Origin of the sequence: Lysobacter sp. Root690, from assembly GCF_001427785.1 — a bacterium.
Lineage (GTDB): Bacteria > Pseudomonadota > Gammaproteobacteria > Xanthomonadales > Xanthomonadaceae > Lysobacter.
This window is the reverse complement of sequence record NZ_LMHM01000001.1, coordinates 332,642-357,879: the sequence shown is the minus strand read 5'-3', so window position 1 is coordinate 357,879 and position 25,238 is coordinate 332,642. Positions and strand designations below refer to the sequence as shown.

Annotated in this window: 23 protein-coding genes; 13 read left to right on the top strand and 10 right to left on the bottom strand. The window is 59.6% G+C overall.

Annotation, left to right across the window (positions count from 1 at the left end):
- The 4 genes from ASD86_RS01510 to ASD86_RS25670 form a co-directional block, all read right to left on the bottom strand.
- Positions 1-2,418: a hypothetical protein gene (locus ASD86_RS01510; RefSeq protein WP_056106115.1), complete on the bottom strand. Its 2,418-nt coding sequence runs from the start codon at positions 2,416-2,418 to the stop codon at positions 1-3.
- Positions 2,418-3,356, bottom strand: a complete 939-nt coding sequence (locus ASD86_RS25675; protein ID WP_162253592.1) for a PIN domain-containing protein — start codon at positions 3,354-3,356, stop codon at positions 2,418-2,420. The genes ASD86_RS01510 and ASD86_RS25675 overlap by 1 nt, the downstream gene beginning before the upstream one ends.
- Before the next feature lie 265 nt (positions 3,357-3,621).
- Entirely contained in the window at positions 3,622-5,907 is a 2,286-nt protein-coding gene (locus ASD86_RS01505; protein ID WP_157475988.1) for a hypothetical protein, read from the bottom strand.
- Between the two features lie 134 nt (positions 5,908-6,041).
- Positions 6,042-6,503, bottom strand: coding sequence for a phage virion morphogenesis protein (locus ASD86_RS25670; RefSeq protein ID WP_082577962.1), 462 nt, complete (start codon positions 6,501-6,503; stop codon positions 6,042-6,044).
- A gap of 170 nt (positions 6,504-6,673) precedes the next feature.
- On the opposite strand from ASD86_RS25670, the gene ASD86_RS26320 reads away from it, so the two are divergent.
- The 4 genes from ASD86_RS26320 to ASD86_RS01495 all read left to right on the top strand — a co-directional run bounded on the left by ASD86_RS26320 (position 6,674) and on the right by ASD86_RS01495 (position 8,836).
- Positions 6,674-6,820 (top strand): hypothetical protein, encoded by a 147-nt coding sequence (locus ASD86_RS26320; protein WP_157475986.1) that lies wholly within the window; start codon positions 6,674-6,676, stop codon positions 6,818-6,820.
- Entirely contained in the window at positions 6,801-7,112 is a 312-nt protein-coding gene (locus tag ASD86_RS26315; RefSeq protein ID WP_157475984.1) for a hypothetical protein, read from the top strand. The genes ASD86_RS26320 and ASD86_RS26315 overlap by 20 nt, the downstream gene beginning before the upstream one ends.
- A gap of 597 nt (positions 7,113-7,709) precedes the next feature.
- Positions 7,710-8,555, top strand: a complete 846-nt coding sequence (locus ASD86_RS26310; protein ID WP_157475982.1) for a hypothetical protein — start codon at positions 7,710-7,712, stop codon at positions 8,553-8,555.
- Positions 8,552-8,836, top strand: a complete 285-nt coding sequence (locus ASD86_RS01495; RefSeq protein WP_056106109.1) for a pyocin activator PrtN family protein — start codon at positions 8,552-8,554, stop codon at positions 8,834-8,836. Before ASD86_RS26310 ends, ASD86_RS01495 begins: the two co-directional genes overlap by 4 nt.
- 458 nt (positions 8,837-9,294) lie before the next feature.
- Here ASD86_RS01495 and ASD86_RS26305 read toward each other — a convergent pair whose 3' ends face one another.
- Both ASD86_RS26305 and ASD86_RS01485 read right to left on the bottom strand, forming a co-directional pair.
- Positions 9,295-9,465 (bottom strand): hypothetical protein, encoded by a 171-nt coding sequence (locus tag ASD86_RS26305; RefSeq protein ID WP_157475980.1) that lies wholly within the window; start codon positions 9,463-9,465, stop codon positions 9,295-9,297.
- A gap of 463 nt (positions 9,466-9,928) precedes the next feature.
- Positions 9,929-10,771 carry a hypothetical protein gene (locus ASD86_RS01485; RefSeq protein ID WP_056106106.1) on the bottom strand — a complete coding sequence of 281 codons (843 nt, stop codon included), beginning with the start codon at positions 10,769-10,771 and terminating at the stop codon, positions 9,929-9,931.
- A gap of 187 nt (positions 10,772-10,958) precedes the next feature.
- Here ASD86_RS01485 and ASD86_RS01480 point away from each other — a divergent pair, with 187 nt between their 5' ends.
- Together ASD86_RS01480 and ASD86_RS01475 are read left to right on the top strand one after the other, a co-directional pair.
- Positions 10,959-12,203, top strand: a complete 1,245-nt coding sequence (locus ASD86_RS01480; RefSeq protein WP_162253591.1) for a beta-ketoacyl-[acyl-carrier-protein] synthase family protein — start codon at positions 10,959-10,961, stop codon at positions 12,201-12,203.
- A 27-nt stretch (positions 12,204-12,230) separates the two neighbouring features.
- Complete coding sequence (locus ASD86_RS01475) at positions 12,231-13,127, top strand: crotonase/enoyl-CoA hydratase family protein (RefSeq protein ID WP_056106103.1); 897 nt, start codon at positions 12,231-12,233, stop codon at positions 13,125-13,127.
- A 4-nt stretch (positions 13,128-13,131) separates the two neighbouring features.
- Here ASD86_RS01475 and ASD86_RS01470 read toward each other — a convergent pair whose 3' ends face one another.
- Complete coding sequence (locus tag ASD86_RS01470; protein ID WP_056106102.1) at positions 13,132-15,216, bottom strand: ATP-binding protein; 2,085 nt, start codon at positions 15,214-15,216, stop codon at positions 13,132-13,134.
- Positions 15,217-15,239: 23 nt separating this feature from the next.
- Between ASD86_RS01470 and ASD86_RS01465 the strand changes: the two genes are divergently transcribed.
- The gene (locus ASD86_RS01465; protein ID WP_056106101.1) at positions 15,240-15,503 is read left to right on the top strand and encodes an acyl carrier protein; all 264 of its coding nucleotides are present in this window, start codon (positions 15,240-15,242) and stop codon (positions 15,501-15,503) included.
- A 145-nt stretch (positions 15,504-15,648) separates the two neighbouring features.
- On the opposite strand, the gene ASD86_RS01460 is transcribed toward ASD86_RS01465, so the two are convergent.
- Positions 15,649-16,872 carry a tyrosine-type recombinase/integrase gene (locus ASD86_RS01460; RefSeq protein WP_056106100.1) on the bottom strand — a complete coding sequence of 408 codons (1,224 nt, stop codon included), beginning with the start codon at positions 16,870-16,872 and terminating at the stop codon, positions 15,649-15,651.
- A 145-nt stretch (positions 16,873-17,017) separates the two neighbouring features.
- On the opposite strand from ASD86_RS01460, the gene dusA reads away from it, so the two are divergent.
- The 5 genes from dusA to ASD86_RS01435 all read left to right on the top strand — a co-directional run bounded on the left by dusA (position 17,018) and on the right by ASD86_RS01435 (position 21,725).
- Positions 17,018-18,007, top strand: coding sequence for a tRNA dihydrouridine(20/20a) synthase DusA (dusA, locus tag ASD86_RS01455; protein ID WP_056106099.1), 990 nt, complete (start codon positions 17,018-17,020; stop codon positions 18,005-18,007).
- A 16-nt stretch (positions 18,008-18,023) separates the two neighbouring features.
- Complete coding sequence (locus tag ASD86_RS01450; RefSeq protein ID WP_056106097.1) at positions 18,024-18,950, top strand: arginine deiminase-related protein; 927 nt, start codon at positions 18,024-18,026, stop codon at positions 18,948-18,950.
- A 201-nt stretch (positions 18,951-19,151) separates the two neighbouring features.
- Positions 19,152-19,502 (top strand): hypothetical protein, encoded by a 351-nt coding sequence (locus ASD86_RS27615; protein WP_235567632.1) that lies wholly within the window; start codon positions 19,152-19,154, stop codon positions 19,500-19,502.
- Positions 19,503-19,559: 57 nt separating this feature from the next.
- Positions 19,560-20,243 carry a response regulator transcription factor gene (locus ASD86_RS01440; protein ID WP_036106626.1) on the top strand — a complete coding sequence of 228 codons (684 nt, stop codon included), beginning with the start codon at positions 19,560-19,562 and terminating at the stop codon, positions 20,241-20,243.
- Positions 20,244-20,315: 72 nt separating this feature from the next.
- Positions 20,316-21,725 (top strand): ATP-binding protein, encoded by a 1,410-nt coding sequence (locus ASD86_RS01435; RefSeq protein WP_056106093.1) that lies wholly within the window; start codon positions 20,316-20,318, stop codon positions 21,723-21,725.
- A 241-nt stretch (positions 21,726-21,966) separates the two neighbouring features.
- Here ASD86_RS01435 and ASD86_RS01430 read toward each other — a convergent pair whose 3' ends face one another.
- Positions 21,967-22,773 carry a M90 family metallopeptidase gene (locus ASD86_RS01430; RefSeq protein WP_235567631.1) on the bottom strand — a complete coding sequence of 269 codons (807 nt, stop codon included), beginning with the start codon at positions 22,771-22,773 and terminating at the stop codon, positions 21,967-21,969.
- Between the two features lie 36 nt (positions 22,774-22,809).
- Positions 22,810-23,085 (bottom strand): hypothetical protein, encoded by a 276-nt coding sequence (locus ASD86_RS01425; RefSeq protein WP_056106092.1) that lies wholly within the window; start codon positions 23,083-23,085, stop codon positions 22,810-22,812.
- A 213-nt stretch (positions 23,086-23,298) separates the two neighbouring features.
- On the opposite strand from ASD86_RS01425, the gene ASD86_RS01420 reads away from it, so the two are divergent.
- Positions 23,299-25,158, top strand: coding sequence for a DegV family protein (locus ASD86_RS01420; RefSeq protein WP_056106090.1), 1,860 nt, complete (start codon positions 23,299-23,301; stop codon positions 25,156-25,158).
- Positions 25,159-25,238: the final 80 nt, after the last annotated feature.

The following is a 25,238-nucleotide window of genomic DNA, read 5'->3' as shown; positions in this document are numbered from 1 at the left end:
TCAAGTGTCGTTCGTGCCGATTCCGTATCTGTGCTTGCGCAGGGCTAAATCTTCGTCCGCGCGCTGGCGCTCTTGCACAATTAAATGACTCAGGTTCTCCGTGAGCCACTCCGCGAACGCTCGCACCTTCGCGTTGTCATCCTCCAGCCAAGACGAAATCTCGACGCGTTTAGCTTCAAATGCGTTGACCATGCCGTATTCGCCAGACACGACGCCAGTCGACTGAAAAGAAGCTGCTATTCCTTTCCAGGCGTTAGACTTTTCTGGGACGGCTTTGATGATCTCCTTGCAAAGCGGAAGGATAGGTGCGGTACCTCCATATGCGCGAAGAATCGCGATTGCGAATTCGATGTCCTCAGTTCCCCCAGTTCGGATATAGGTCAACAGTTGGTCTTGCAGTGGCTTCTCAAAGGCTGGGAATACAGCCATAACCAAGCGCGCACTGCTACTGTATGGGAACATGCTTGAGCTGCCCGCATCAAAATTGGCACGTATTTCAGACAGTAGAGGCCCCGGCATCTCCACCAGCACCTTGTTCAACTTGTGTAGGCTATCGGGTATTGCTTCGAAACCCTTTTCTTCATCTGTCGCGGCTTCGCGCCTCTGTTCATCACGGATATGCTCTTCGCGTATTCGCGTCATCAGAAAGCTAACGAGCGCTGGCGGGTCGCTTCGGCCAATGGCATACAGAATTTCTTCGGCTTGATAGTCGATTTTTGTTAGAGGTGTCATGCTGGCCATTATCTCAGCCCGCTCGGCAGGCTGCATCGATTCAATGAGCTTCGCGAAGTCTCGGTTAAACCAAATGACATTTGCCCAGCGGGCATCCTCACGCTTGGCTACTTCGCGCAGGCCCTGCATGAATACTGACTTTGCCTCTGTATGCCCTAGCGCGTACTGGCGAGCTGCCACGCCCATCGCATGAATAATGGCGATCGTATCCCCAACACGGTCAGCCTCCGAGATCACTTTGATTAGAAGATCAAATCTCGGGCGATAATCTACATTTAGAGATTTTGCTAAATCAGCCAAGTGGGTCTGGTTAGTGAGCCATTGCTGTGCGATCGCCTCAACTTCCGCATTGCGCTCGCTAGACCAAAGACCGCGCAATAACGCAATCAAAAATGGTTCCATGACCTCCTGATGGTCTTGCACTAGCTCCAACGCAAGATCTGGTCGCTTCTGGCCGACAGATTTCAGAAACTCGTAGTAGACAGGGAAGGTTGCCAAGTCGTCTGATCGGGTTTTTGAGAACTCTAGAATACGGTCGCGCCAGACGATGTGGTTATCGTCATTAATGCCGTCAACATATTGCTCGGCGGCGCGCAGGCGCTTATCGTCTCCGTACTCCCAAGCTGCCTCAGAGCGTTTCAGCTCCTCCCAGGAGCCATGTATCCCTTCAAAGCCGATCAATTGCTTGTAGATCTGATAATCGCCGCGCGCCTCAATGGAATCTCGTACGTGGATTGCGGCTTCAGAAATCACATTCGAAGCAGCGTGGTAGTAGTTCCAGTAGGCGTCGTGCTCTATGGCTTGAACAAGCGGTAGTTGCTCAGAAGGAATTTGACAGCGTAGGAAGTCCAGGATATCCACCGCGTCTCGGTCGAACATTGCAGCCGTTTCGGCATCATTGCTCGGCTGTTCTCGGCGTGTCGCTTCGCCTAGGGTGCTCAGAAGCCGCTTTCGGTAGCTAACGTTATCGTCGAGAGCATACATGCGTTTCAGTAAGAAGATGGCAGACCTGCGCATGTCTGCTATACCGCTAGAAGCCCTAACGCCGCTGCGGCTGATGGTCATGCTGTTGTAGTTCCAGGTGTGGCCCTCGATCGATGGAGATAACACTTTACGCAACATCTTTAAAATAATATCAGCGTGCATGACGAGGGATTGATCGTCAAATGCACCGAAATACGCCACGATCTCGGCTTGTGGTCTTGCGCCGAGGCCTTGTTGACCATAAAAGAGATTCAGATCGAACTCGGCTATAGCTTCCAGCATCCGCGCTGCTTTATTCTGAACCTCTTCATCGTCCAGCTTCCACAGATCCAGCAGAAAGTCCAATAGAGGCGCTGTGTGCACGAAGCGCACGGCGTGAGGAACGTCGATTGCCTCGCGAACCAAATGGCTGGCGGATCGATACTTGATCCACGATGTTGGAATAGATTCCCCACCCTGCTCTAAAGTACGATTCAGAACAGACCGCACGAAGTCAGATAGCATCGGTATCACGCGTGCGTGAAATCTAGGCGCTAGTACGGCTAGAGCCTTCAAGGCGGCTGACAGTTCATCGTAGTCCACGCCATTCTGCAGCACGCCCTCTACGCGCGTTAGTTCTGCTAGTAGCCGCTGTTCTACTTCGTCAGTCTTGACGGGTACCAAATTCCTCAGCGCAGACAAGCGGAGTTCAAGGTCCATCATCAGATTACTCTCAGTAGCAGGTCTATTACCACTTGTTCGCTTGCCGCGCTGCGGGCCAATTCTGTGTTCGTCGGCACGAGATGGCTGCCTGTATCTGTCAAGACGCCTGATAGAACTAATGTTCTCGCTTCATGCTCTGCAATCGTTCGCTCGATACCCATGTCCGCCAGGGTCCCGAAAAGCTTCTCTTTACTCGGGTTGCTCAATGCTTCGTTTATGCCCAAGACAATAACATCTACATCTTTAAATGCTACGCCTCGAAGTTTGTTGAGTGGTGCAGGCTGGCTACTGCTCGGCGGGGCTGGGTTAATTCCGAGGATCGGCACTACAGCGGTTGCTGTTTCGATTTCAGAGTCAAGTGTGTCGAGATCTTTGAAGACCTCAAACTCCGCATTCTTCAATGCCGATTCAAATCGCGCATCGTCGACCAGAACGCAGTGCCGACCGGGTTTCATTTTTATTTCGAGGGCGGCTTCCAAAATCCAAGAGTCAGGAATGTGCTTGCGCTCGCCAGTGCGGCTTTCATTGGGGTTGAACGGCGGGGCTCCAAGCATGTACCGTTCTAGCGCCTTTGATGCATGGTCGAAGGTGAAAGGTAGTACGTTAACGCGGTTGTCCGCCAAGTACCGTTGGAAAACCGAACGCGAATTTCTATCTACTTCTTCACGGGTTGGAACTACGCATTCAACCGCCGGTAAGCCTTCTAGGAGCATCGCCATATGGCCGCGCTGCATCTGTTGTAGTGCCGCTTTTACTGCCTCTGCGTGTTTGCTGTATTCGGACAGTAGTTGCGAGCGCCGCTCTTCTACAACAATATGCGGAATATAGAGCTTAATTAGACCCTGCTGCACGCGAAGCAAGAGCCGATCAAAGCCTCCGCTTCTAAAAGGAGTGCGGGTCAAAATGCTGGTGTCGATGATGACGTGAAATATGTCCATGGCTCAGGTCATGCTGTCGATCTTCCGGGCTGGAAGTCGAGAAATTGAGCCATGATATCGCGCCTGAGGAGCTGCGCTAGTCCCAATTGTAATCAGTTTTTATTCCGAGCGCAGAGAGGTGGCGGCGATTGGTTTAAGGGGCATCATCGACAGTGCTAGGGGCTAGATGGCGTGATGTTCCACATCCACTAAATTCTGGTAACTTCATCAAGATGCGTCGAACGTGCATCAGGCGTGCAGCCGGTAAAAGAAGCTGTAGCGATATCTACTCCTCTGGTCGAGACAGTAGAGCGTTGAAAAGATTGCTCAACTCGTTGTCGCTGAAATCGTCCGGCTCTTTCCGGCGCACTCGTGAAATGGACGGCGCGGGAGTCTTCGTCATCCTCTCCTCGATGTCCTGCTGCCGTTCGCGGAGTATGTCAATCGCGTAGTCGAGGTCTGCTTTGGGAATGCTTGCGCGTGGGGCGAGGTCTCTCAACGCATCCTCGAAATCAGACAGATCTGACACGGATTCAGAGTCGAAGCTTATTTTTCCGGCCTGCTTAACTTGATGTCGGATCGCTTTGACTAGGTCGATCTTGGCTTGCGCGCTTATATGGTGATGAGATGACTTTACTGCTCTGGTCAATTGGCCTAACTGGTCACCGTTTAAATCTTCTAAGAGCAAACTCGTCAGAATACCCTCAAGTTCAGTCACTAGCTTGCTGTATCCATCGAATCTATCGAAGTCACCTTCCGCTAGATCATCAAAGATTTTTACAATCTCTTCCACATCGTTCCAAGCTTCGAAAGATTCCACTGGGCTTTTGGCAAATGCCAGCGCCACGCCTGCAAGCGTCTTCGATTCGGTAACACGCCACCACTCAAGGAGCAAGCCAAGTCTTTCGCCACTTGAGATATCGTGTGACTCGAGCCCATTGTGACTTTGGCGGCTGCGTTTCCAGACAGGGAAGCTTCGGAATTTCTTGGCTACCGAAACTAAAGCAAATGCGAGTTGCTTTTGTTCTTCTTCATTTGACTTTATATATTTTGCGTGCTTCCATAAATTTTTTGCCCAAACGGCCAATTTTGCAGTTGACGCTATGGCAAGGAGCAAGCTAAGGTCGTTCAAGTAAGTAGATAAGTAGTCGCGAAGTGAGGGGTTTATGAGCGAGACTTTGTGGTTGGTTAGGGCAATAAAACCACCTTCCAAAATTCTGATCGATTCGTTGAAGTCTTTTGGCGTAGAGGACAGAAAGTGTCTCTCGCATAGTACGGAGTGAAGTGCGTCAAATGCCAACCGCAGTTCATCTATGTCTGCGCCGTGTTCGGGCATGAAGAACAACGCCATCAACAGATGTTGGCAGTGTGGCTTGATGTGCTTGTCAAAGGCTTTTTCCCAGAGCTTCTTGGGGTTGGCCAATGAGTGAAGGAAGGATTCTGCGTACTGAGTTGGCACGATATCCTGGATGCGCTGAACATCAGTCATCCATTCGATTACGCGTGGATTGTAGTTTTTGTGGTCAATAATGCTTTTTAACTTCCCGCTAAGAATTAACGCGTCTACGAACTGTTGGGGCGTGTTCCGGGCGAGTAGGTGATTGTAAAGAATGAGTGCCTTAATCTTGCGAGTGTAGACGCCAACGTCCAGCACGTACTTGCTGACGTTTAAGCTTGGGTCTCCCAAGTATTCCGATAAAGTCCTGGCCTCTTCAAAAATGTAAGCGCGTGTGGTTAAGATGAATCGTGCGTTTCTCGTGGCTCGAACTTTTCGAATGAACTTGGCTAGCTCAGCGTCTTTTGTTGCAAGTGTTTTTGGGTCTAGCGAGATCTGCCCGAGGAAATCGTCGAAGTAGTAAACGCGGTTCTTTGTATCATTCAATGCGCCGAAGCCGTCGTCCAGGTTACGAATCGGTATTAATTCCCAGTTGTCACCGATATAGCTATAAGCAAGCATCTCAGCCAGGGTGGTTTTGCCCACGCCGGGCGGGCCAGAAATGATTAGGATGTGGTGTTTCTCCAGCTTCTCGAAAGATCTTTCAAAGCTGGAGTTTGGCGCATAAATCTTCACCTTCTCTAGCATCTCTTCTCGCGTGAATGCGGCGAAATCGTAATGTGCGGAGCGAACAATTCGGTCCAGAACCATGGCGCTGGATAGCCAAAGTTTGACGTGGCTTCTCTCAATGTTCGGGTATTTTCTGAGTAGCGCGTTGAGATCTTCTGGCCCCAGGATGTCGGCGAGTTGTTGCAGCTTTCCGCCAATGATCTTCGCGAGCTCCGCCTTGTTGGCTGGAGTAAGCGGACAAGACGTTGCCAACAGGTAGCGATCGGGCGCTAGGCGATCGATTGCTGGCCGCTCCTGCTTCATGGCCGACTTCAGCTTAGAGAATGAAGATCCTGCATAGTGCTTGGCTTGCAAGATAGTGGTTTTCCCCGCTGCAGCATGGCGACCATCTATCCCGTCATCAGGACCTGCACAGAAACCTTCAAAGCTCAGGGCTAGATCCTTGCCAATTAGGTCCCGGGTAAGGTGCTCGAAGTCTGGGGGTGAAAGTGCTTTGAAGTCGTGCATCTTCCGTAAGGTTCTCGGTTCGGCTGAGTATGCGCCGGCACCTAAATCTAGCAACAATCGGCAGGATTGGTTGTGGTTGTGCCCTGATACAGCCAACTTTCAAAAGTCGAAGCTAGCGAATTTCGGTGGATAGCCTATGTCTTGCCCTGACGCGTCAGATAATTGAGAAGGCAGACGCGAATCCGTTCCCAATCAGTGTCGCTGAATCCCAGTAGTTGGCGGCGGGCATAGCGGACAAGAGCGCCGCTGCATGACACGTGGTCGGTCCCGCCGTCTTGGTGGGCGCGGGCGATGCGCGCGACGCGCCCGGCGTAACCGACGCGCAAGCCGTCCGCGTCGCTTGTCGCTCGCAGATGCCGGGCCACGCGGATGCGGCGGAACATGGCACCGCGACGGATGCGGCCGGCGCGGTCTTCACGCTGCGGCTTACGCGGCGCATACGCGTTGCGGTCCGGGTTGCGTTGCTGCACGACACACCGCTGTTGTGACCGTCGCAGATCGACGGCTATCGCTTGTAGCAACACGCGCCGCGCAGACGGGGCCAGCGCCACAATCAGCGGCGGCGCCCACGTTTCCCATTGCTCAAGATCGCTCACGGCTGCGGGCCGACGTTGTCCCACGAATCGCGATCGAATCTCGGCTCGGGCCACGGTGTAATGCGTTCTTCTCCGCTCGGCGGAAACGGATTTTCACTTCGGCGCATTCGTGGTCGGTCAGGTCAGCGTCAGGTCTGGACCGCAAGCTCCGTCAGGGCGTGTTCGCCTGCTTGCGCTCCCTAGCCGACCGCGAGACCAATGGCGGAGAGCGCCGCGTCATCTCCAGCGTGTTCAAGGGCGTGCAGAACCGCATGCTCAGCGGCTACCCGCTGCGTGACGTGATCAACAAGATCAACCATGACCTGCGTCGTCAATGAACAACAAGTGTGCTGGTGGACTTTCTGCTGTACTACTTACTCAGCCCTGCTGGCTTGGAAAAGGTCGGCGAGGCTCACCAGGAGGGGCTGGACGCAACCGCACACTGGGCGTGGAAAACTGGCCAAGATCCAAGTCGCTATTCCTCCGCTTGCCGTTCAGCAGGTCTTCGTCGATCTGCAAGCCACTGTCTCGGCACTCAAGTTCCGACATGCCGCGTTCCGCGAGGCCAATGCGACCCTGCTGCCTGCGACTTTGGAGCGACTTTTTGTTAATGAAGATCGTGGCCAGTGAGAACGAGTTCCTGATCCAAGGATAGATGCTTGCAGAGCAGGGCGAAGTGCGTTGCTTCGCGCACTGTTGAGACTTACGGCGATGCTCGGATGAAATTCGCTGAATGTCTTATAAACTGTTCTTCATGTGAGAGTTGGCTAATTCTCACTGATTTTCGTTCGGATTTCCTATATATAGGAAGTCTGAGTGAGAGCAAGGCAACGGAAATCCATTGTCAAACCTAAACTTGCTGAGGTGTCTTGTAACCGCCGAGGCTTCGCTCTGATTCTCTCCGTTACTTGTAGCTAACGGAGATTTCTAGGTGAGCTCTGGCAGTGGTACTACAGAGACAGCGAGTCCAGCTCGACCATCGGCTAAGGACTACTTGTTAACCGCGTTCGGTGCATATACCGGATATGCAGGACTTGCAAAGATTCTTGGCGGCACTTGGAGTCAGGATGGCCTGCGAGTATCCCTCAGTCGCCTGGACACCGATTTCGCGCGCCGACTGAATACGGCAAAGCGTCGTGCGGGTCGGCGCGTTCTGTTCGACGTCTCGATCGTCGCAGACATCCTTCATGAAAGCGCGCCGGGTGCGGGTTCCGAGAGGGCGAAGCCATGACGGCAATCGTCCGAGCACCGAGAAGTGGCCAGTTTGAGATCGTTCCTCATACGTTGATTCGCGACTTCCGAATCACCCATCGCGCCCTAGGGGTTGCGATCCGGCTGCTTTCGAACGCCGACGGTTACACCATGACTTCAGATGATCTCGCCAGCGAGCGCGCGGAGGGACGTGATGCTATTCGGGCAGCACTACGCGAACTTGAGATTGCCGGATATCTGCGTCGGCGTAAGCGGCAGAACGATCGCGGTCGCTGGACCACCGAGGTCACGATCTCCGATACCCCATCTACCGACGACGGGTTTTCAGGCGTCGGTCGCCCGATGACTGGAAAACCGACGGCTGGACTGCCGAAAGCCGGGCGTCTAGGCGCTAAGAGCAGTAGTACCAAGCACCAGACTATAAGCAAAGCACAACAACTACAGCCGGAAGCCCATTTGCTAGGTGAGGCGTCGAATGCCGTGGTTGTTGAAGTGCTTAAGGATCTAAGCGTGCCCCCGCAGTTAGCCGCTGCGCAGGCCCTATCTGCTACGCAGATCCTCGCCAAGGAGGGGTGCCCTAGCCACCTTCAGCAAGACGTGCTGGATGAACTGCAGGGGGCTATCGAACGTGGTGAAGTTAGGTCCTCGCCATTGCGCTTACTGCGAGGCTTGGCTCGATCTGCAGTTGCTGGTGCATTCGTTCTAGATCTTGGTGCTCAGGTTAGAGAGCGTCGGAAGCGAGAAGCGGAGCAAGCAGCCAACCGAGTCGACATAAAGCAACGGACCCATATCGACCCTTCAGCGGCCCAAGCCCATATCGCTGAGATTCAGCGTGTGCTTCGAGGGAGGACGGGGGCGTGAATACTCTGCTCTTGTTGATGGCCGAGTACGAAACCGCACAGATTCCTTTGGATCGGTGCTCTCACTTGTTCGGGATGACGCCGGCGGAGGCGGCGAAGCGCGCCTGCCGACATGCACTACCTGTGCCTGTGTACCGCGTCGGCAGCCAGAAGTCTCCATGGATTGTGGATGCGACGCAGCTTGCCGACTACCTAGACAAGCAGAAGGCCAAGGCCGCGGACGAGTGGCGGCGAATCAACAGCCAACTCGCTGTCTCTCTGTTGGATAGGCGATCGCTATGACGTCGAGCGCATCGGCGTGCCGCCATCCGATGGTATCGCTCACTTGCGGCTGCACTCGCGCCATTCAAACAGGCGCGCAGGATCAAAAGGTATTGAGGATGAGAACTGAATACATCGCTGTGGTTCTTGCATTAATTGCATCCCTGATGTCGGTCATGAGAACGTCCTTTTCGTGATTGGATCTAGATGCTATCCCGGTTCGGGCGAGCTTGATACATCCATGGGCTGCCGTTTGAGCCATTTATATCTAGGCATAATAAAACTGCAGATTGAAAGGTACGCTAGAAAATGTGACAAATTCCACTCGCCAGGGGCGGCCGATAGATATTCTGCATGGCTGGGATAGGGAAGTCCTTTTGGACATTGAATTGGTCTTGCGTCGCGCGCTGCAACTCATGGTCTTGCCATTCACCTCGCTATTTACGGTAGGGGCATCTCAGCCTTCGACGTCTACACTGTCAGCGCTTGACCTGGGCGTGCGAGATCAGTCGCCCGAAGCGGTGCTGTCCGGGACCTGCCGCGAACAGTTTCGCGTCATGCCGAATCCCGAAATTAAGCACCGTGCGAAAGCGCCTCGCTGGTGGCGGCTGACTGCCGTAAGAGACATCGCCGAGAATTGCGATTTTCATCGCGGTATCGGCGAGAGGAATCGAAGCCCCTGATCCATGTCTGCAGGCTTACGTAGCTGCCCCGGGCGGGTCGATAGCCTCAAGCCTCGCGAGGAGATCTTCAAATCCGATAGGTGCTCTCAGGAAATGGTGAGCTCCAGCTCGGACAACCGTCTGCTCCAAGTCGCCTTGGTCATTTGCACTGGCGACGAACAGATGTGCTTCGGGCTTCATCAGTGACCGCACCTTATGCACATACTCGATGCTGGTAGCCAACATCGACACATTCAGAATTACGGCATTGTGCTTTTGAGTAGCCAGCAGCTCAGTGGTTGCGTCACCAAAGGACGCTTCTGAGGTGGTTAGCCGTGCTTGCTCAGGACTGCCGCAAGAAGCATTCTCCCGGATGGAACGTCGTCCACTATAAGGATCTTCTTGCGCGGTCGTATGTCAATTCTAGAGCGCATGTGTTGTTTGCCTTCAGCTAAACGTCTACGCCGTGGCCGAGCTTGGAAAGTGCCTGCTTAGCTCGTTCACGGGCCGATGGAAGCATGTTCCAAATCGACTGGGCAATCAGAACGGTCGAGTGCAAAAGTTCATCGTCCGTTTTTGCGCGCCACTCGCGGCATGAGGTGTTTAGCTCTGTGGCATCAACATTGAGCGCTAGGCCTTGGATGGCATGCAGCGACGATCTGATGGCTGAGGGGTTTTTGCGGAACAACTCGACTTCCAGCATCCGTGCTTGTCGTTGTATGTCGCTGAGGCTGCATCGAACGTATTCAGCGGCAAAGTCCACTCCCAAACTTGCCGCAATATCGGCGAGGTGCTCATGAGAGGCCTGGACGTCAGAGCCCTGCGTTTCAGTGTGCATCGTTGCCGATTCTCGTGATCGGCGGAACAACGTCTCCACTGAGGTCAGTAAAGCTTCCGCGGTGACTCCGGGTCCGAGCCTTAGGTCAACGAACTCTCCTGGTACGCCGTCTCCGATCACCATGATTTTTACTTCTTTTCGCCAACCCGCACGGAGCACTCTCAGCTGCTTCAACGCATCGACTGCGTCCTGCACGTCTGCGTCCTGGCCCTCGTCAGCCACAATCATGAATAGCGTGGGCTGCTCATCGGCATAGAGGTCGAGTGCGTCCTCGGAGTCGCCCGTGGAGAAGATCGTGTGCCCAGCGCGCCGCAGAATTTCCTGAATACGGTGCCGCTCTGCGGAGCCTGGTGACAGAACGACGCCGGCAATCGGCTGAACATCGCGCCGATGCCTGGCGATTGATGTCTGAAGGGTCGTAATGCCGTTAGGCGCGGGGCGGGTGGGGCCAGACAAGGATGGTCTCGCGGAAGAGGCAGACGAGAAAGGCTACCCGGTTTTATCGGCGGTCGGTTTGGGCCGATTCACGGTTGCAAAACGGCGAAAAGGGCGCCTACTGTGACGTAATTGGCACGGCGGCGGCCTGAGGATGGTGCTTCATGCGCCCTGGCCGTCGCAACGGTCGGCTCACAGGGGGGCCACGATGAAAAGGCGGCAAGTTGCTATTACAGGTATGGGCGTGCTCAGTCCGCTCGGTCTGTCGGTCTCCGAAGTGGCAGGCGCGTTACGTGTCGGCACGACTGGGATCGAGCTGATCACGGTTCCTAGATTGCCGAGCCAACACGTAGCGGGCACCGTGAAAGGGACGTTCTCGGAACGATTCAGTTATATCGAGCGGCCGTTTCTGGATAGATGCCATGAAATGGCGGTCATCGCCGCCGGTGACGCGATCACTGACGCTGGGCTGGGTACTTTTGAAAGCTTTGGCTCTAAGGCAGGCGTTTACTATGGAAACGTCAATGGCGGGATGGCGTCCCTTCAAAATTGGTTTGAGGAATCGCTGTTAAACGGGAAGCATAAATCCAGGCCGTTCACCGCGATGTCCATCATGGCCAATAGCGGCGCCGCTCAAATTGCGATCCGCCACAAGATTCGCGGGCCGGTTATCACCCACTCAAGCGCGTGCGCCTCATCGGGAGTGGCCATCGGTGAGGCGATGAGAGCCATTGCCGATGGGTATCTTGATGTGGCCGTGACGGGGGGAGCGGAAGCGCCACTGAGCGCGGCCCTGATTGCTGTGTTTGATGGCACGCGCGCTCTGTCGAAACCGCGTATCGACGATCCCGGTCATTCCTGCAGACCGTTCTCAAAGGACCGCAGCGGATTGGTGCTTGGCGAAGGCGCCGCTTTTCTCGTGCTGGAAGCCGCCGATTTGGCCGAACGACGCGGAGCGAAAATTCACGGATATGTACGCGGCTACGGAGTCTCATGCGACGCGTATCACATCGGAATGCCGCATAGTGCCGGCCAGATCGAATGTTTGCAATCGGCGTTAGAGGACGCCGGAGTCGAAGCGGAAGAGGTGGGATATATAAATGCACATGCCACGGCTACGGAAGGCGGCGATGTAATAGAAGCGGCGGCGATAAGGGGGGTCTTCGGTGATGGTCCGGCCTCAGCGGCTGTCAGTTCGACCAAATCTGTCCATGGACATTTGCTCGGCGCGGCCAGCGCAATGGAATGTCTTATCACCGTAGTTGCAATGAACGAGTCGTTGTTGCCGGCGAGCGGCAACATTGGAGTCGTTGATGAACGTTGTAGCCTAAATCACGTAGGAGAGCTTCCGCGCACAGATTGCAGAATTGACTTGGCAGTTAGCTTCTCTTGCGGGTTTGGTGGAACAAATGCTGCTCTGGTGCTAGGCACCGAGCGCAGCCTTTCGATGTAACCACGCCAACCTCCCGAGGATTTAATTATGAGCGCCATGCCCGTTTTGCAGAGTTATCTGCCCAAATCGTCGATCCAGCCCGTTCAATTTTCCCGTCGCATCGTGACGGAAAATAGGCGGCTGGCGTCTAACGTGCTTTGGGTGCGGTTTTCCCCAGATCAAAATTCCGGTCTTCAAAACTTCACTCCCGCGTTGGTAGGTGAATTCCAGAGCGTACTGGACTCGATCCGCAGGCCCGTTGGTGTGACGGCTGCGTTGCCCACCCGGTACACCGTGATCCAGTCGACGCACCCCGACTACTTCAGTGTTGGCGGCGACTTGCGGTTCTTTCGCTCCTGCATCGCGGCCCGCGACGAAGAGAGGCTCAGGCAGTACTCGATGGCCTGCCTCGATCTGATGCACGGTTGGTCGACGCGGCTCAAGGGCGAGAGCACGTCGATCAGTCTGGTGCAGGGTCGGGCATTGGGCGGTGGATTCGAGATGGTGCTGAGCACCGACTATGTAATCGCCGAGCAGCGGAGCTCGTTTGGTTTTCCTGAAATCATGTTCGGCTTGTTTCCCTGCACAGGAGCCATGGGGCTGTTGGCCAGCAAGGTTGGTGCGAGGCAGGCCGAGAAGATGATGACGAACAAACGGATTTATTCCGCCGCCGAGCTGTACGAAATGGGCATCATTGATGAGCTATGCCGCGATGGAGAAGGTGAGCGTGCCGTGGAGAGGTATGTCGCCGAGCACTCACGCAGGCAGAAGGCCTTGTTGAAGGTGCAAGCAAGCAGATACAGGACGGCTCCGCTCAACTATGACGAAGGGGTCAGGGTCGTCGAGGACTGGGTTGAAACCGCCATGAATCTGAGCGCTGAAGAGATTCGCACCATGGAAATGCTGATCCTGATGCAATCGCGAGATGCCGCTGGCGGCAAATAAGCGATCATGCCGTCGGGTGCGCGGTGCCGGCGAAGGGGGCGCGAAGTTCTTCAAGCGCCTGCAGCGCCTCCTTCCAGGTTGATACCAGTTCATCATGAAGCCGCTCGCTGGATGCGTTCAATTGATCCATGGGGATGTCCATTAGGCGCTCGCATTGAGCGCCTAATCTGACTGCTCCGATGTTTAGCGCGACACCGCGCATGGCGTGAGCGCGGTGATGGACCAGATGGAGGTCGCGATCGGTGATGGCGTCGGACAGTTGGCTGAAAAGATCGCGCAGGTCGGCAATGCCATCGCCGATGATCTTATGCAGAAACTCCGGTTGATCTTTGATTTCGCGCAATAGATCCAAGATCGCCGGATCGATGTGCTCGACAGGAACAGCGCTCAGTCGAGTCCCGCCGTGATCGGTGGCGTCGGGCCGGGCGACCGGGGCCTCGTTCGGAAAGACGGAAGCGATCGCGCCGCGTAGCTTGTCGAACGTCAGTGGCTTATACACCACGCCGGCCGCACCCGCCTTGCTCAATTTCGCGGCGGTCGAACTTGATGTGTCGGCAGTGACGAAGAACGTCGGTGCGGGATGCAGGCGGCCCATCGCGTAGGTTTGAAAAACGGAAAGGCCGTCAAGGTCATCCATGTTGAAATCGAGCATGACGACATCGAAGTCATCCAGCGCGAGTTGGCTCAACGCATCATTGCCGTTGTGGGCTGCGGTCACTATGTGGCCGTCTCGCGCCAGCATTTGCAGTAGCAGTTCCAGATTGAGGGCGTTGTCGTCCGCCACGAGGATGCGCTTCGGAGCAAGGATCGGTGGTGGCTGGTCGTCTACGGGCACGACCGGCAAGCTGGCTATGGGCAGTTCGATGTCGAACCAGAACGTGGAGCCTTCGCCAGGGGAACTGGAAACCAAAAGCTCACCGCCCATCCGCCGAACGTGTTCGCGTGCGATGGTCGTGCCTAATCCGGTTCCGCGGTACTGGCGCCGATCGCCGGTCTCGATCCTATAGAACGGTTCGAACAGCTTTTCCTGGTGCTCCAGCGGTATGCCGATACCGGTGTCGGAGACGATGAACGCGAGCGAGTAAGTGCGCTCCGTGGCGGCCTTCAAGTTGATTTGAATGGTCACCGAGCCGGTGTGGGTGAACTTGACGGCATTGCCAGCCAGGTTCATGAGGATGCTCGTCAATTCATGGGGATGACCCAGCACCGGTCGAGCGATGTCCGGTGAAATTTCCGTCTTTAATTCAACCCCTTTCGATGCTGCAATCTCTTTCAGCGCCACTTCGATCGTGTTGATGACGGTGCGAAGCTCGTACGCGATCGGTGGACCGGCAGCAGGTTGAATGCCAAGTTTGGACAAGTCCAAGAGCTGGCTGATCTCAGCGTCGAGAGAAGAAGACAGCTTGAGTATGGTGGCTGCTAGCCGGTTGGCTTCGGGCGTATTGCTGTGACTGTCCAATAGCTGCGCGGCAGACACGATGCCCGTGAGCGGAGTGCGCAGCTCGTGGCTGACATTGGCCAGTAGCTGTGTTTTGGCCTTGCTTTCACGCTCGGCATCAGCTTTCGCTGCACGCAAGTCGCGCATGAGCGATCCGGCATACATCGGAACGATAAGAAGGAGAATCAGGTGGGATAGGCCGAAGAATAGGTTATCTCTCCATATTGGAGAGCCCATGAGCACCAGGCCAAAACAGCCTATGGCGACCGTTTGGCAGAACCGCATTATCTTTGGGCCGATGCGGAAGCCAAATCCAAGTATTGTGAAGAGGTAAAAACCGACTATCAGAATCGCTGCTTCGCCTTCGAAGTACAGCCAGGCGGATAGAATGATGGGATCGAGTGCTGCCGTGCCTATCGCTATATTGCGCCACGAGAGGTGGCCTGGATGGCGCGCCACGACGTACGTGGTTAGAGCGTAAAATATGTAACCAGCAAGTACGCCTATTCCAGAGGTGGAAGCCTCGCTGGCAGATTGCGAAAATAAGTTGACAGCGATGGTGGCAAGCGCCACAGGCACGCCGAGTTTGACCCTGACCGAGGACTGAGCCTGTACACTCTGTTTTAATTGCTCTGGCGTTACCTGATCCATCCCTTTAACCTTGCTGCCACTGAATGAACGACGGGGGCTTATTTATGCTGCGGGACGAGATACTAGATAAGTTGAAGAGCATGATAGTGGACAAGTTCGACTTGAAACCGGAAAGCGTAAGTGCTTCGACGACTCAAGGCGAACTCGGCATCGACTCGATAATAATGGTCGATCTGATGATGGATGTTGAAGAGCGGTTTGGCATCGAATTTCGGGAGTTGCAGTTTCCTAAAAACCCGTCGCTCAATGACATAGCCGATCTTATTGAGGCGAATTTAAATGGCTGAACGTCGACGGTTGTAGCGACTCTTCTGCGTCATCGAACAATGCTGCAAGCGTCGGACACGGCCGAATAGTGACGATTGTCGGCGGCCTGGGCTGCACCGCGCGCTGGCACATTAGCCTAGAAAACGTCATCGTCATTGACCGGCTTCACACTGTACGGCGCTGGCCAAAGCTTCTTAGCTGGTGTGTGCGGCACAGGACGATTGTCGGGAACAAAAAAAGGGCCGGTGGCAGGCTAATCCCGCCATCGTGAACTTCCTTCATCCGTTCCAATCGGCCGCCGCGCACTGATCGTGCCAGCCCCGTCGTCCGCTCATGAAGGCTGCATGCATGAGGCGACTGCGCGACCGATATGTCAGGCCGCTTCTTTGAGGGGTAGAACTGGATCAGAGCAACGGGCTTTTCGGGATGAAGTGAAGCGGACTTCAGATTCGTATAGCGCTTCAGTAACTTCCAGTCGCGATGGCTGGTCACGATGGCGACCCGCCGGATGTCATAATTCGCTTCGAACAGTCGCGATGTGCCTTCGTGGCGCAAATCGTGGAAGGGAAGGTCAGCGATTTCCAGACGCAGGCACGCACGGCGGAAACTGGAGCCGATGGTGTCCGGCTTGTGAGGGGAAGATGCACTTACCCTTCTTCGGCTGGCGATCGATAATCTCGGCGCAAGGTCCCAAGAGCGGACCCACTGATGATTGATGTTCTTCTTCGGGTCTTTCCGGCTTCGGATTAGGACCAGCGGCTTGTTGCCTGGGCGGTAGTCCTCCCAGCGAATCGATGTGATTTCGCTTAGTCGCATTGCGCTGTCGATCACGAAGGGAATCAAATCTCGCATTGGCGTCCGCGCGAGGTTGTAGCGATAGAACGCCTCAAGGCTCTTCAACTCCTCAGCGGTCGGACGCCGGTCGCGCTCGTAGGGGTCTCCGATCATGCCGGTGCGTACAGGAGTCGGCCGCGCCGCGGCAACGATGTCTGGGATGGTCATAACCCAAAAAGTTCGCGCGGCCTTCAGCGTCTCGGCGAGGTACCCCAACTCGATCTGCATCGTTGCAGGTCCAATGACCTCGCAGCGCTTGGCGGCGTGGTCGAGGACATCCTGCCCAGTGAGGCTCGCAACTTTACGATCACCGAGCGATTCTTTCCGGCGTGTGAGATTGCCGAGTCTGGTGTCGGACACCGGTTTGAAGGTTTGTAGCCCCTTGATATAGCGGTCGATCACGGCCGAAAGGGTAGGGCTCGGACCCGGCAAGGTCTTGCCGGAGCGGAGCGCATCCTCCGTGTCGCGCGCCCAGTCCTCTGCCGTCTTCCGGCCGTGGAAGGTCGAGGTCTTGGTAGGATGGCCCTTCAACCGCACCATCGCGCGCCACTTCATTCCCGCGTTTTTCGACTACCCCCTCTTGTTGATACACCCGATTCCACGTGGTGCAGCAACGTTACGCTGGAATGCGATTGGGAGGGAGTGCCAATGACTCAGCGGGATGAACTGCACCGCCTCATGGGGTGAAAAGCCACCTAAAATGTTGAATAAGAAAGAAATTATGCTTTCTGTCGCGCCCATGATGGATTGGACCGACTCGCACTGCCGCGTCTTCCACCGCACCCTGGCCCCGCATGCGCGGCTATACACCGAGATGGTCCACGCCAACGCGGTCATCCACGGTGACCGCGCGCGCTTGCTGGCGATGGATCCGATCGAGCATCCGGTCGCGTTGCAGCTCGGCGGCAGCGAACCGGCCTTTCTGGCGCAGGCGGCGCGGACCGGCGCCGAGTGGGGGTTTGACGAGATCAATCTCAATTGCGGCTGCCCGTCCGACCGGGTCCAGGCCGGACGCTTTGGCGCCTGCCTGATGCGCGAGCCGGCGCTGGTGGCGGCCTCGGTCGCGGCGATGGTCGAGGCCTGCGATGTGCCGGTCACGGTCAAGTGCCGGCTCGGGGTCGACGACGACCATCGTTTCGAAGTGTTCCTGGCCTTCGTCGACGAGGTCGCCGCGGCCGGCTGCCGGATGTTCGTGGTGCACGCCCGCAACGCCTGGCTCAAGGGCCTGTCGCCGAAGGAAAACCGCGAGGTGCCGCCGCTGCGCTACGACTGGGCGTATCGGCTCAAGCTCGAACGCCCGGCGCTGCAGGTGGTCGTCAACGGCGGCATCGCCACGCCGGAAGAAGCGACCGCGCATCTGCAGCACACCGACGGCGCGATGCTGGGCCGCGCCGCGTACCACGAGCCTTATGTGCTGCATCGGCTCGACACGGAGTGGTTCGGCGGCGAACTGCGCAGCCGCGCCGAACTGTTGCGGTCGCTGCGCCCATACGTCGAAAGCCAGCTCGAACGCGGCGTGTTCCTCAAGCACATCACCCGGCACATGCTCGGCCTGTTCCATGGCGAGCGCGGCGGTCGCGCGTTCCGGCAGGTCCTCAGCGAAGGCGCGCACAAGCCCGGCGCGGACTGGTCGCTGATCGAACAGGCGCTGGCGGTGACCGAATCGTTCGCCGCGCGCGACGCCGCCTGAGCGGCTGCACTCACGCATGATCACTCGCGACCACGCCGCCTTCTTCGCCCACGCCCGCTCGCTGTCGGCCGATTTCGGCGCGGCGACCGCGCGCGCCGCGTTCCTGGTCGCGCCCGATGGCTTCGCCCGCGCCGAGCAATCGGCCGGCGACAACCGCTACATGGCCCAGGCCGACGAGTTCGACCCGGGCCGGGCCAGCGCCCAGCACCGCGCGCTGCAGCGTGCCTTGTCGCCGGTGCTGCCGACGATCTGTTTCGCCGGCGACCCGGACACCCCGGACGCGCTGTTTCCGAACAACGTCTTCGCCACCAGCGCCGGCGCGGCCACCGGCCCGCGCTGCGTGATCGGGCGCATGCGCCACCCGGTGCGCCAGCGCGAGGCGACCCGCGCCGACATCCGCGCCTTCTTCACCCAGATGCTGGGCTACGCCGAAGTGGACCTGTCGACCCAGCCGCATCCGTGCGAACTCACCGGCGCGCTGGTGATCGATCGCGCCCGCGGGCTGGGCTACGTGGGTCTGTCGGAACGCTGCGACGAGGCCGGCGCGCGGCTGATGCACGAGGCGCTGGGGCTGCGCGCGACCCTGCTGTTCGACCTGGCGCCGGGCGAATACCACACCAATGTGGTGCTGGCGGTGCTGGCCGGCCGCGCCGCGCTGGTGTGTCCGGGCGGATTCGCCGATGCTGGCGTGGCCGAGGCGATCGCCGGCTTCCATGCCCCGCACGGTTGGCTGCTGTCGGCCGCCGAGCACGCGGCGTTCGCGGCCAATTCGATCGCGCTGTCTTCGGACCAAGTCTGGATGAGCGCCGCGGCCGGGCGTTCGCTGACGCCCGCGACCCGGGCCGGACTGGCCGAGGCCGGGTTCGCGGTGGCGACGGTCGAACTGGACGCGATCGAGGCTGGCGGCGGGTCGCTGCGTTGCTGTGTCGGCGAAATCTACTGATCGTGCCGATGATTGGCCCGGGCTTCGGCCCACGCTTGGGCCCGTTTCAACAGCGCCAACGTGTGATGGCGGTCGTACCGGCCTGAATGGCGGCTGGGACCGTTCGGAAAAGTTCAGATCGGATTCACCGCTACGTTTCGAAAATGCCTGCACATTGCGATTTACGCACTTTATTGTTCCGCTGGGGTCAACTTCGAAGTCATGAGCATCCGGTCCGCCCGCGTCCTGTCCTTGCTGCTGCTCGTCGCCTCGTCGGCGGCGGTCGGCCAGGCCGTGGCGCAGCAGCAAGACGACGGCGGCCGGCCCTGGCGCGGCCACGACCGTCGCGAGGACCACCGCTCCCTGTCCGACGCGATCCGCCGGGTCGAGCGCGAAAGCGGCGGCGGCCAGGTGCTCAGCGCCGAACGCATCCCTTTTGACGGCCGTGACGTAAATCGGGTCAAAGTGGTCGATTCCAGTGGCCGGGTCCGTGTTTACATGGACGATCCCCAGCAGCGTGGGCGCCGCGACGACGATCGCCCTACACGCCGCGACGACAACGATAACGACTAACCTTCGCTCCGACGGTCCAAACGATCCGGTCGGACCGACTTCATCAAGGGAGTGCCCATGCGAATTCTGCTGGTCGAAGACGAAGCGCCTCTGCGCGAGACCCTGGCCGCGCGCTTGAAGCGCGAGGGCTTCGCGGTCGATGCCGCGCAAGACGGCGAGGAAGGCCTGTACATGGGCCGCGAGGTGCCGTTCGACCTGGGCATCATCGATCTGGGCCTGCCCAAGATGTCGGGCATGGAACTGATCAAGGCCCTGCGCGATGAGGGCAAGAAATTCCCGGTGTTGATCCTGACCGCGCGTTCGAGCTGGCAGGACAAGGTCGAGGGCCTCAAGCAGGGCGCCGACGATTACCTGGTCAAGCCGTTCCACGTCGAGGAACTGCTGGCGCGTCTCAACGCGCTGGTGCGCCGCGCCGCGGGCTGGAGCAAGCCGACCCTGGAATGCGGCCCGGTGATGCTGGACCTGGCCGCGCAGACGGTCAGCGTCAACGGCACCAACGTCGACCTCACCAGCTACGAGTACAAGGTGCTGGAGTACCTGATGATGCATGCGGGCGAGTTGGTCTCGAAGGCCGACCTGACCGAGCACATCTATCAACAGGACTTCGACCGCGACTCCAACGTGCTGGAAGTGTTCATCGGCCGCCTGCGCAAGAAGCTCGATCCCGACGGCGCGCTCAAGCCGATCGAGACCGTGCGCGGCCGCGGTTACCGTTTCGCCATTCCGCGCAGCGGCGACTGATCCGGAGTACCTGACGGACCGTATGCGGCCCGCGTCTTTTCCTGATGCGGGCCGCGTTGCCCGCCCGATGCCGTGAGCTGGGGGCAGCCGCGTTCGCTGCGCGCGCGCCAGTTGCTGGCCGCGAGCCTGGGCCTGTTGGCGTTCCTGGCCCTGGCCGGTTACGCGCTCGACCGCGCTTTCCTTGAGACCGCCGAAAGCAATCTGCGCCAGCGCCTGACCAGTTACGCGCTGGCCTACGCGGCCGACACCGATTTCGGTCGCGGCGGCGAAATCATCCCGCCCTACGATCCGCCGGACCCGCGTTTCGACCGGCCCGGCAGCGGTCTGTATGCCGAAGTCATCCTGCCCGACGGGCACTGGGATTCGATGTCAGCGCAAGGCCCGGTGCTGCCCGACGGCGGCATGCTCAAGCCCACCGAGGAAACCTTTGAAGGCCCGCTGCCGGTCACCGAGATCAGCGGCCGCACCGGCGAGGCCTACCGTTACGGGCGCGGCCTGATCTGGAGCGTCGACGGCGACGCCAAGGCCGAATTCCAGTACACGATCTATATCCTCGAAGACACCAGCGCGCTGCGCCATCAGGTCGCGGTGTTCCGTCAGGCGCTGTGGCGCTATCTCGGCGGCGCCGGCGTGATCCTGCTGCTGTTGCAGGCCTTGATCATGCAGTGGAGCCTGCGTCCGCTCAAACGCGTGATCGAGGAACTCAAGCGCGTGCAGCGCGGCCTGGCCTCGCGCATGAGCGAACGCCATCCGCGCGAGCTCGAACCGCTGACCGAAAGCATCAACGCCTTCATCGAGAGCGAACGCGAAAATCTCGATCGCCAGCGCAACACCCTGGCCGATCTTGCCCACAGTCTGAAAACGCCGCTGGCGGTGCTGCACGCGCGCCTGGATGACGAGAACGGGCCGGTGCCGATCGATCCTGAATTGCGCGAAGACGTCAGCGTGCAATTGCGGCGCATGAACGATCTGGTGTCGTACCAGCTCGCGCGCGCCGCGTCGGGCGGGCATGCGCTGTTCGCCGCGCCGATCGCGATCGAATCGCATGCCGAGGAAATCGTGCGCGGCCTGGAAAAGGTTTATGCCTCGAAGGGCGTGCTGTGCGAGTTCGATCTCGCCGACGGCGTGCAGTTTCACGGCGAACCCGGCGACTTGCAGGAACTGCTCGGCAATCTGTTGGAAAACGCGTTCAAGTGGGCGAATTCGCGGGTGCTGCTGACGGTCCAGCCCGGCGAGACCGCGGCCAATCGCAGGCCTGGTCTGTTGCTCGCGGTCGACGACGACGGCCCTGGCATTCCGCCCGACAAGGTCGCCTCGATCCTGCAGCGCGGCGTGCGCGGCGACGAACGTGTGCACGGCCACGGCATCGGCTTGGCGATCGTGCAGGATCTGGTGCGCGGCTACCGCGGCACTCTGGATGTCACGCCGTCGGAGGAATTGGGCGGGACGCGATTCGAAGTGAAGTTGCCGCCGGGGTTGTAGGCCCGGGTTGTGCGATGTTTTCGGCGGCGTGCGTTTGCTGTGCGCGCAGGATCGTCGAGACCCGCGACTCATAAAGTTTTGCGTGGACGACGCTTCGGACCGGATGCTTTTCGCTCGGATCGCCGCGGACCTTCGAGTGAGTCGAAGGTAAAGCACCGCGGCTGAAGCCTCTCTCAAAAAAACTTCGTGCTCGCGACGATTGTCCGGGCCGATGCATCCGCGCGAATCGAAGCGAGTGCGTTCAGGCGAACGGCGAAGGCCCGTAGAACCGGGTCAGGTGCGCGGCCACCCGCGGCAGGCGCGCCAGCAACGCGTCGGGATTGCTGAAATGGCATTCGCTGACGACGGCGAAGAATTCCTCCGGCGCGTCGGCCGCGGTGATGCGGATGCCGTGCAGGTAGCCGGCGTCTTCGTCGTCGTTCGCTGAGCGATCCGGGTCTTCGTCCTCGGCATCGAGCAAGGCATCGACCTCGTCGCCGAAATCCTCGTAGGCCGCCTGGAAATCGCGCGCCCATTCGAGCTGCCATTCGCGCGGCAACGGCGGGGTGCCGTCGACCAGACCGTCGAGAAGATCCAGCTTGTGCGCCATTTCGTGGACCACGACCATGTCGCCGCGGTGCGGCGCCGCGCATTCGGCGGCGACGTCGGCCCAGGACACGATCAGCACGCCGTTGTCGTGCGACTCGCCGCTGATTTCCTCGTGCCACTCGTGCTGCACGTCGTTTTCGTCGAAGTCGACCAGCTTGACCCGGAACTCGTCGGGATAGACCAGCATCTGCGACCAGCCGTGCAGGCCTTCGGCACCGAATTCGAGCAAGGACAGGCAACACATCGCCGCGAGCATGCAGTGCTGGACTTCGTCCAGATGCAGGCCCTGCACCGGGGTGATGGTCTTCTCATGCAGGAAGCGCGCGCTCAGTTCGCGCAGCCGCTGTTGTCGCGACGCATCCAGATCGTTCGCCCACGGCAGGGCGGCGACGGTGATGCGCCACAGTTCGTCGTCGATGGATGGGGCGGGGCGCCGCAGACGGCGCAGGAACTCGAACAAGGTGCGGCGGCCTAGACGATCAGCGGAACGGTCCGATCAGCGGAACATGCCCGGCAGGAAGTTGTGCCAGCGCGGCGACTGCAGCCGGTTGGTGCTGTCCGAATCGCTGTGCATGCTCGGCTTGGCCTTGGTGTCGCGCGCGGTCGGCGGCGGCGCGCTGGTGCGCGCGGCGGGACGGTCGGCGGCGGCGGTCTTCTGCGAGGCCGAGCAGGCGTCGGCCGGGCTGAGCTTGTTGACCTCGCGCGCACTCACCTCCGCGACGACCAGGACACTGGCGAGAGCGAGCAGCAGGCAGGTGCAGATCCGTAACATGGCGGAATCCTTGGAGGTCGGCCCGGCGATGCGCCCGGGACCATTGCCGACTATAGCGCGAAACCGTTACCGAATCCGGCCGTTCGGCCGGATGGTTGTCACGTGCGCCCGGCCGTTCGGCCGGATGGTCGCCAAGCGCGCCCGGCCGTTCGACCGGAGCGTCGCTTGTGCGCCGCAGCAAGCGCCGATCCGTGTTTGCGCCAGACTGGCTCCATGCCCAACGCCCGCCTGCCGCTGACCGCGCCCGCCCTGCGCCGGGCCTTGATCTCCGGCGCGCGCCGGGTCATCGCCGGGCGCGACCTGCTCAATCGGATCAACGTGTTCCCGGTCGCCGACGGCGATACCGGCAACAACCTCGCGCATACCCTGGGCAGCCTGCTGAACGGGGCGCTGAGCCGCCGCAGCCGCCACATCGGCGAACTGCTCAAGCGCATCGGCGACGACGCCATCGACGGCGCGCGCGGCAATTCCGGGGCGATCCTGGCCCAGTTCCTGCACGGCGTGGCCGAACACGCGCGCGCCCAACCCGAGCTGGACGCGACCACCCTGGCCGCGTCGGTGCGCCATGGCGCGGCCAACGCCCGCGCCGCGCTGGCGCATCCAGTTGAAGGCACCATCCTGAGCGTCATCAACGCCTTTGCCGATGCGCTGGAGGAAGCCGCCGCGGCCAGCGCCGACGGCGACCCGCGCCCGGGCTTCGTCAGCGCACTGGCACGGGCGCGCGCGGCACTGGCGTACACGCCGCAGCAGATGGCGTTGCTGCAAAAGGCCGGTGTGGTCGATGCCGGCGCGCAGGGTTTCGTCGACCTGCTCGAAGGCATCGCCGAATTCGTCGACGGCGGCCCGCGCGCGCTGCGCATGCATGGCGCCGGCATCGCCGCGAACGAAGGCTGCGGTGGGCATGCCCACGCGGGCGATCACGCCGACCCGGCGATTCCCGCCTTGCACGAAACGGTCGATCCGCTGCGCCGTTGGTGCAGCGAATGCCTGCTGGTCGGCGAGGGCCTGCAACGCGACCGGCTGCGCGACGCGCTGGAAGCGATCGGCGCCGATTCGCTGGTGCTGGCCGGCGGCGCCACGCGGATGCGCGTGCATGCCCACGTCGGCGCCCCGCAGACGCTGTTCGACGCGTGCGCGCGGTTCGGCGCGGTCGAGGGCATGAAGGCCGACGATATGCTCGCGCAGCAGCGCAGCATCGAACGCGTGCAACGGGTGGCCGTGGTCACCGACAGCGCCGCCGACCTGCCCGAGGAACTGGCCGAGCATTACGGCCTGCACGTGGTGCCGGTGCGGGTGTCGATCGACGGCCGCGATTACCTCGACAAGATCGGACTGGCGACCGCGGAGTTCTACCGGCGCATGGCGGTCAGCGCGGATCTTCCGCGCACCAGCCAGCCGCCGGCGGGCGATTTCCGCCGGACCTTCGAATTCCTGCTGGGCCATCGCGCCCAGGTCCTGTACGTGGGGCTGTCGCGGGCGGTGTCGGGCACCTTGCAGTCGGGCGAACAGGCCGCCGGCCGCGCCGACGACAGCGGCGCTCGCCGGGTCCAGGTGTTCGACACGTTCAACGCCGCCGGTGGCCAGGCCTTGCTGGCCTGGCGCGCGGCCGAGCTGGCCGCCGACGGCATCGAACTGGCGGCGATCGTGGCCGAACTCGAACGGCTGCGGCCGTTGACCCTGACCTGGGCGATGGCGCGCGACATCTCGCATGCGGTGCGCGGCGGCCGGGTTCCGCCGTGGGCGGTGCCGCTGGTGCGGTTCACCGGCTTGACCCCGATCGCGAAGATCAAGCCCGAAGGCCGGTTGGGCGTCAGCGGCGGGGTGTTCGCCAAGGCCGGCGCGCCGGAAGCGTTCGCGCGCTACATCGCCCGGCGCGCGCCGCGCGGCCAGCGCTGGCGCGCGATCGTCGGCCATTGCGATGCGCGCACCGACGGCGAACGCCTGCTCGAAGCGCTGCGGCGGCGACTGGACCTGGAACAGGCCTGGCTGGTCGAGACCGGCCCGGCGCTGGGCGCGCATGCGGGGCGCGGCGCGTTGCTGGTGTCGTTGCAGCCGGTGCCCGGGGCGGTTTGAGGGTGGCGTCGGACAGCGCGCGGGACCGCCGCCGTATGGCCTACCTGTAGGAGCGGCGTGAGCCGCGACCGCGCCAATGG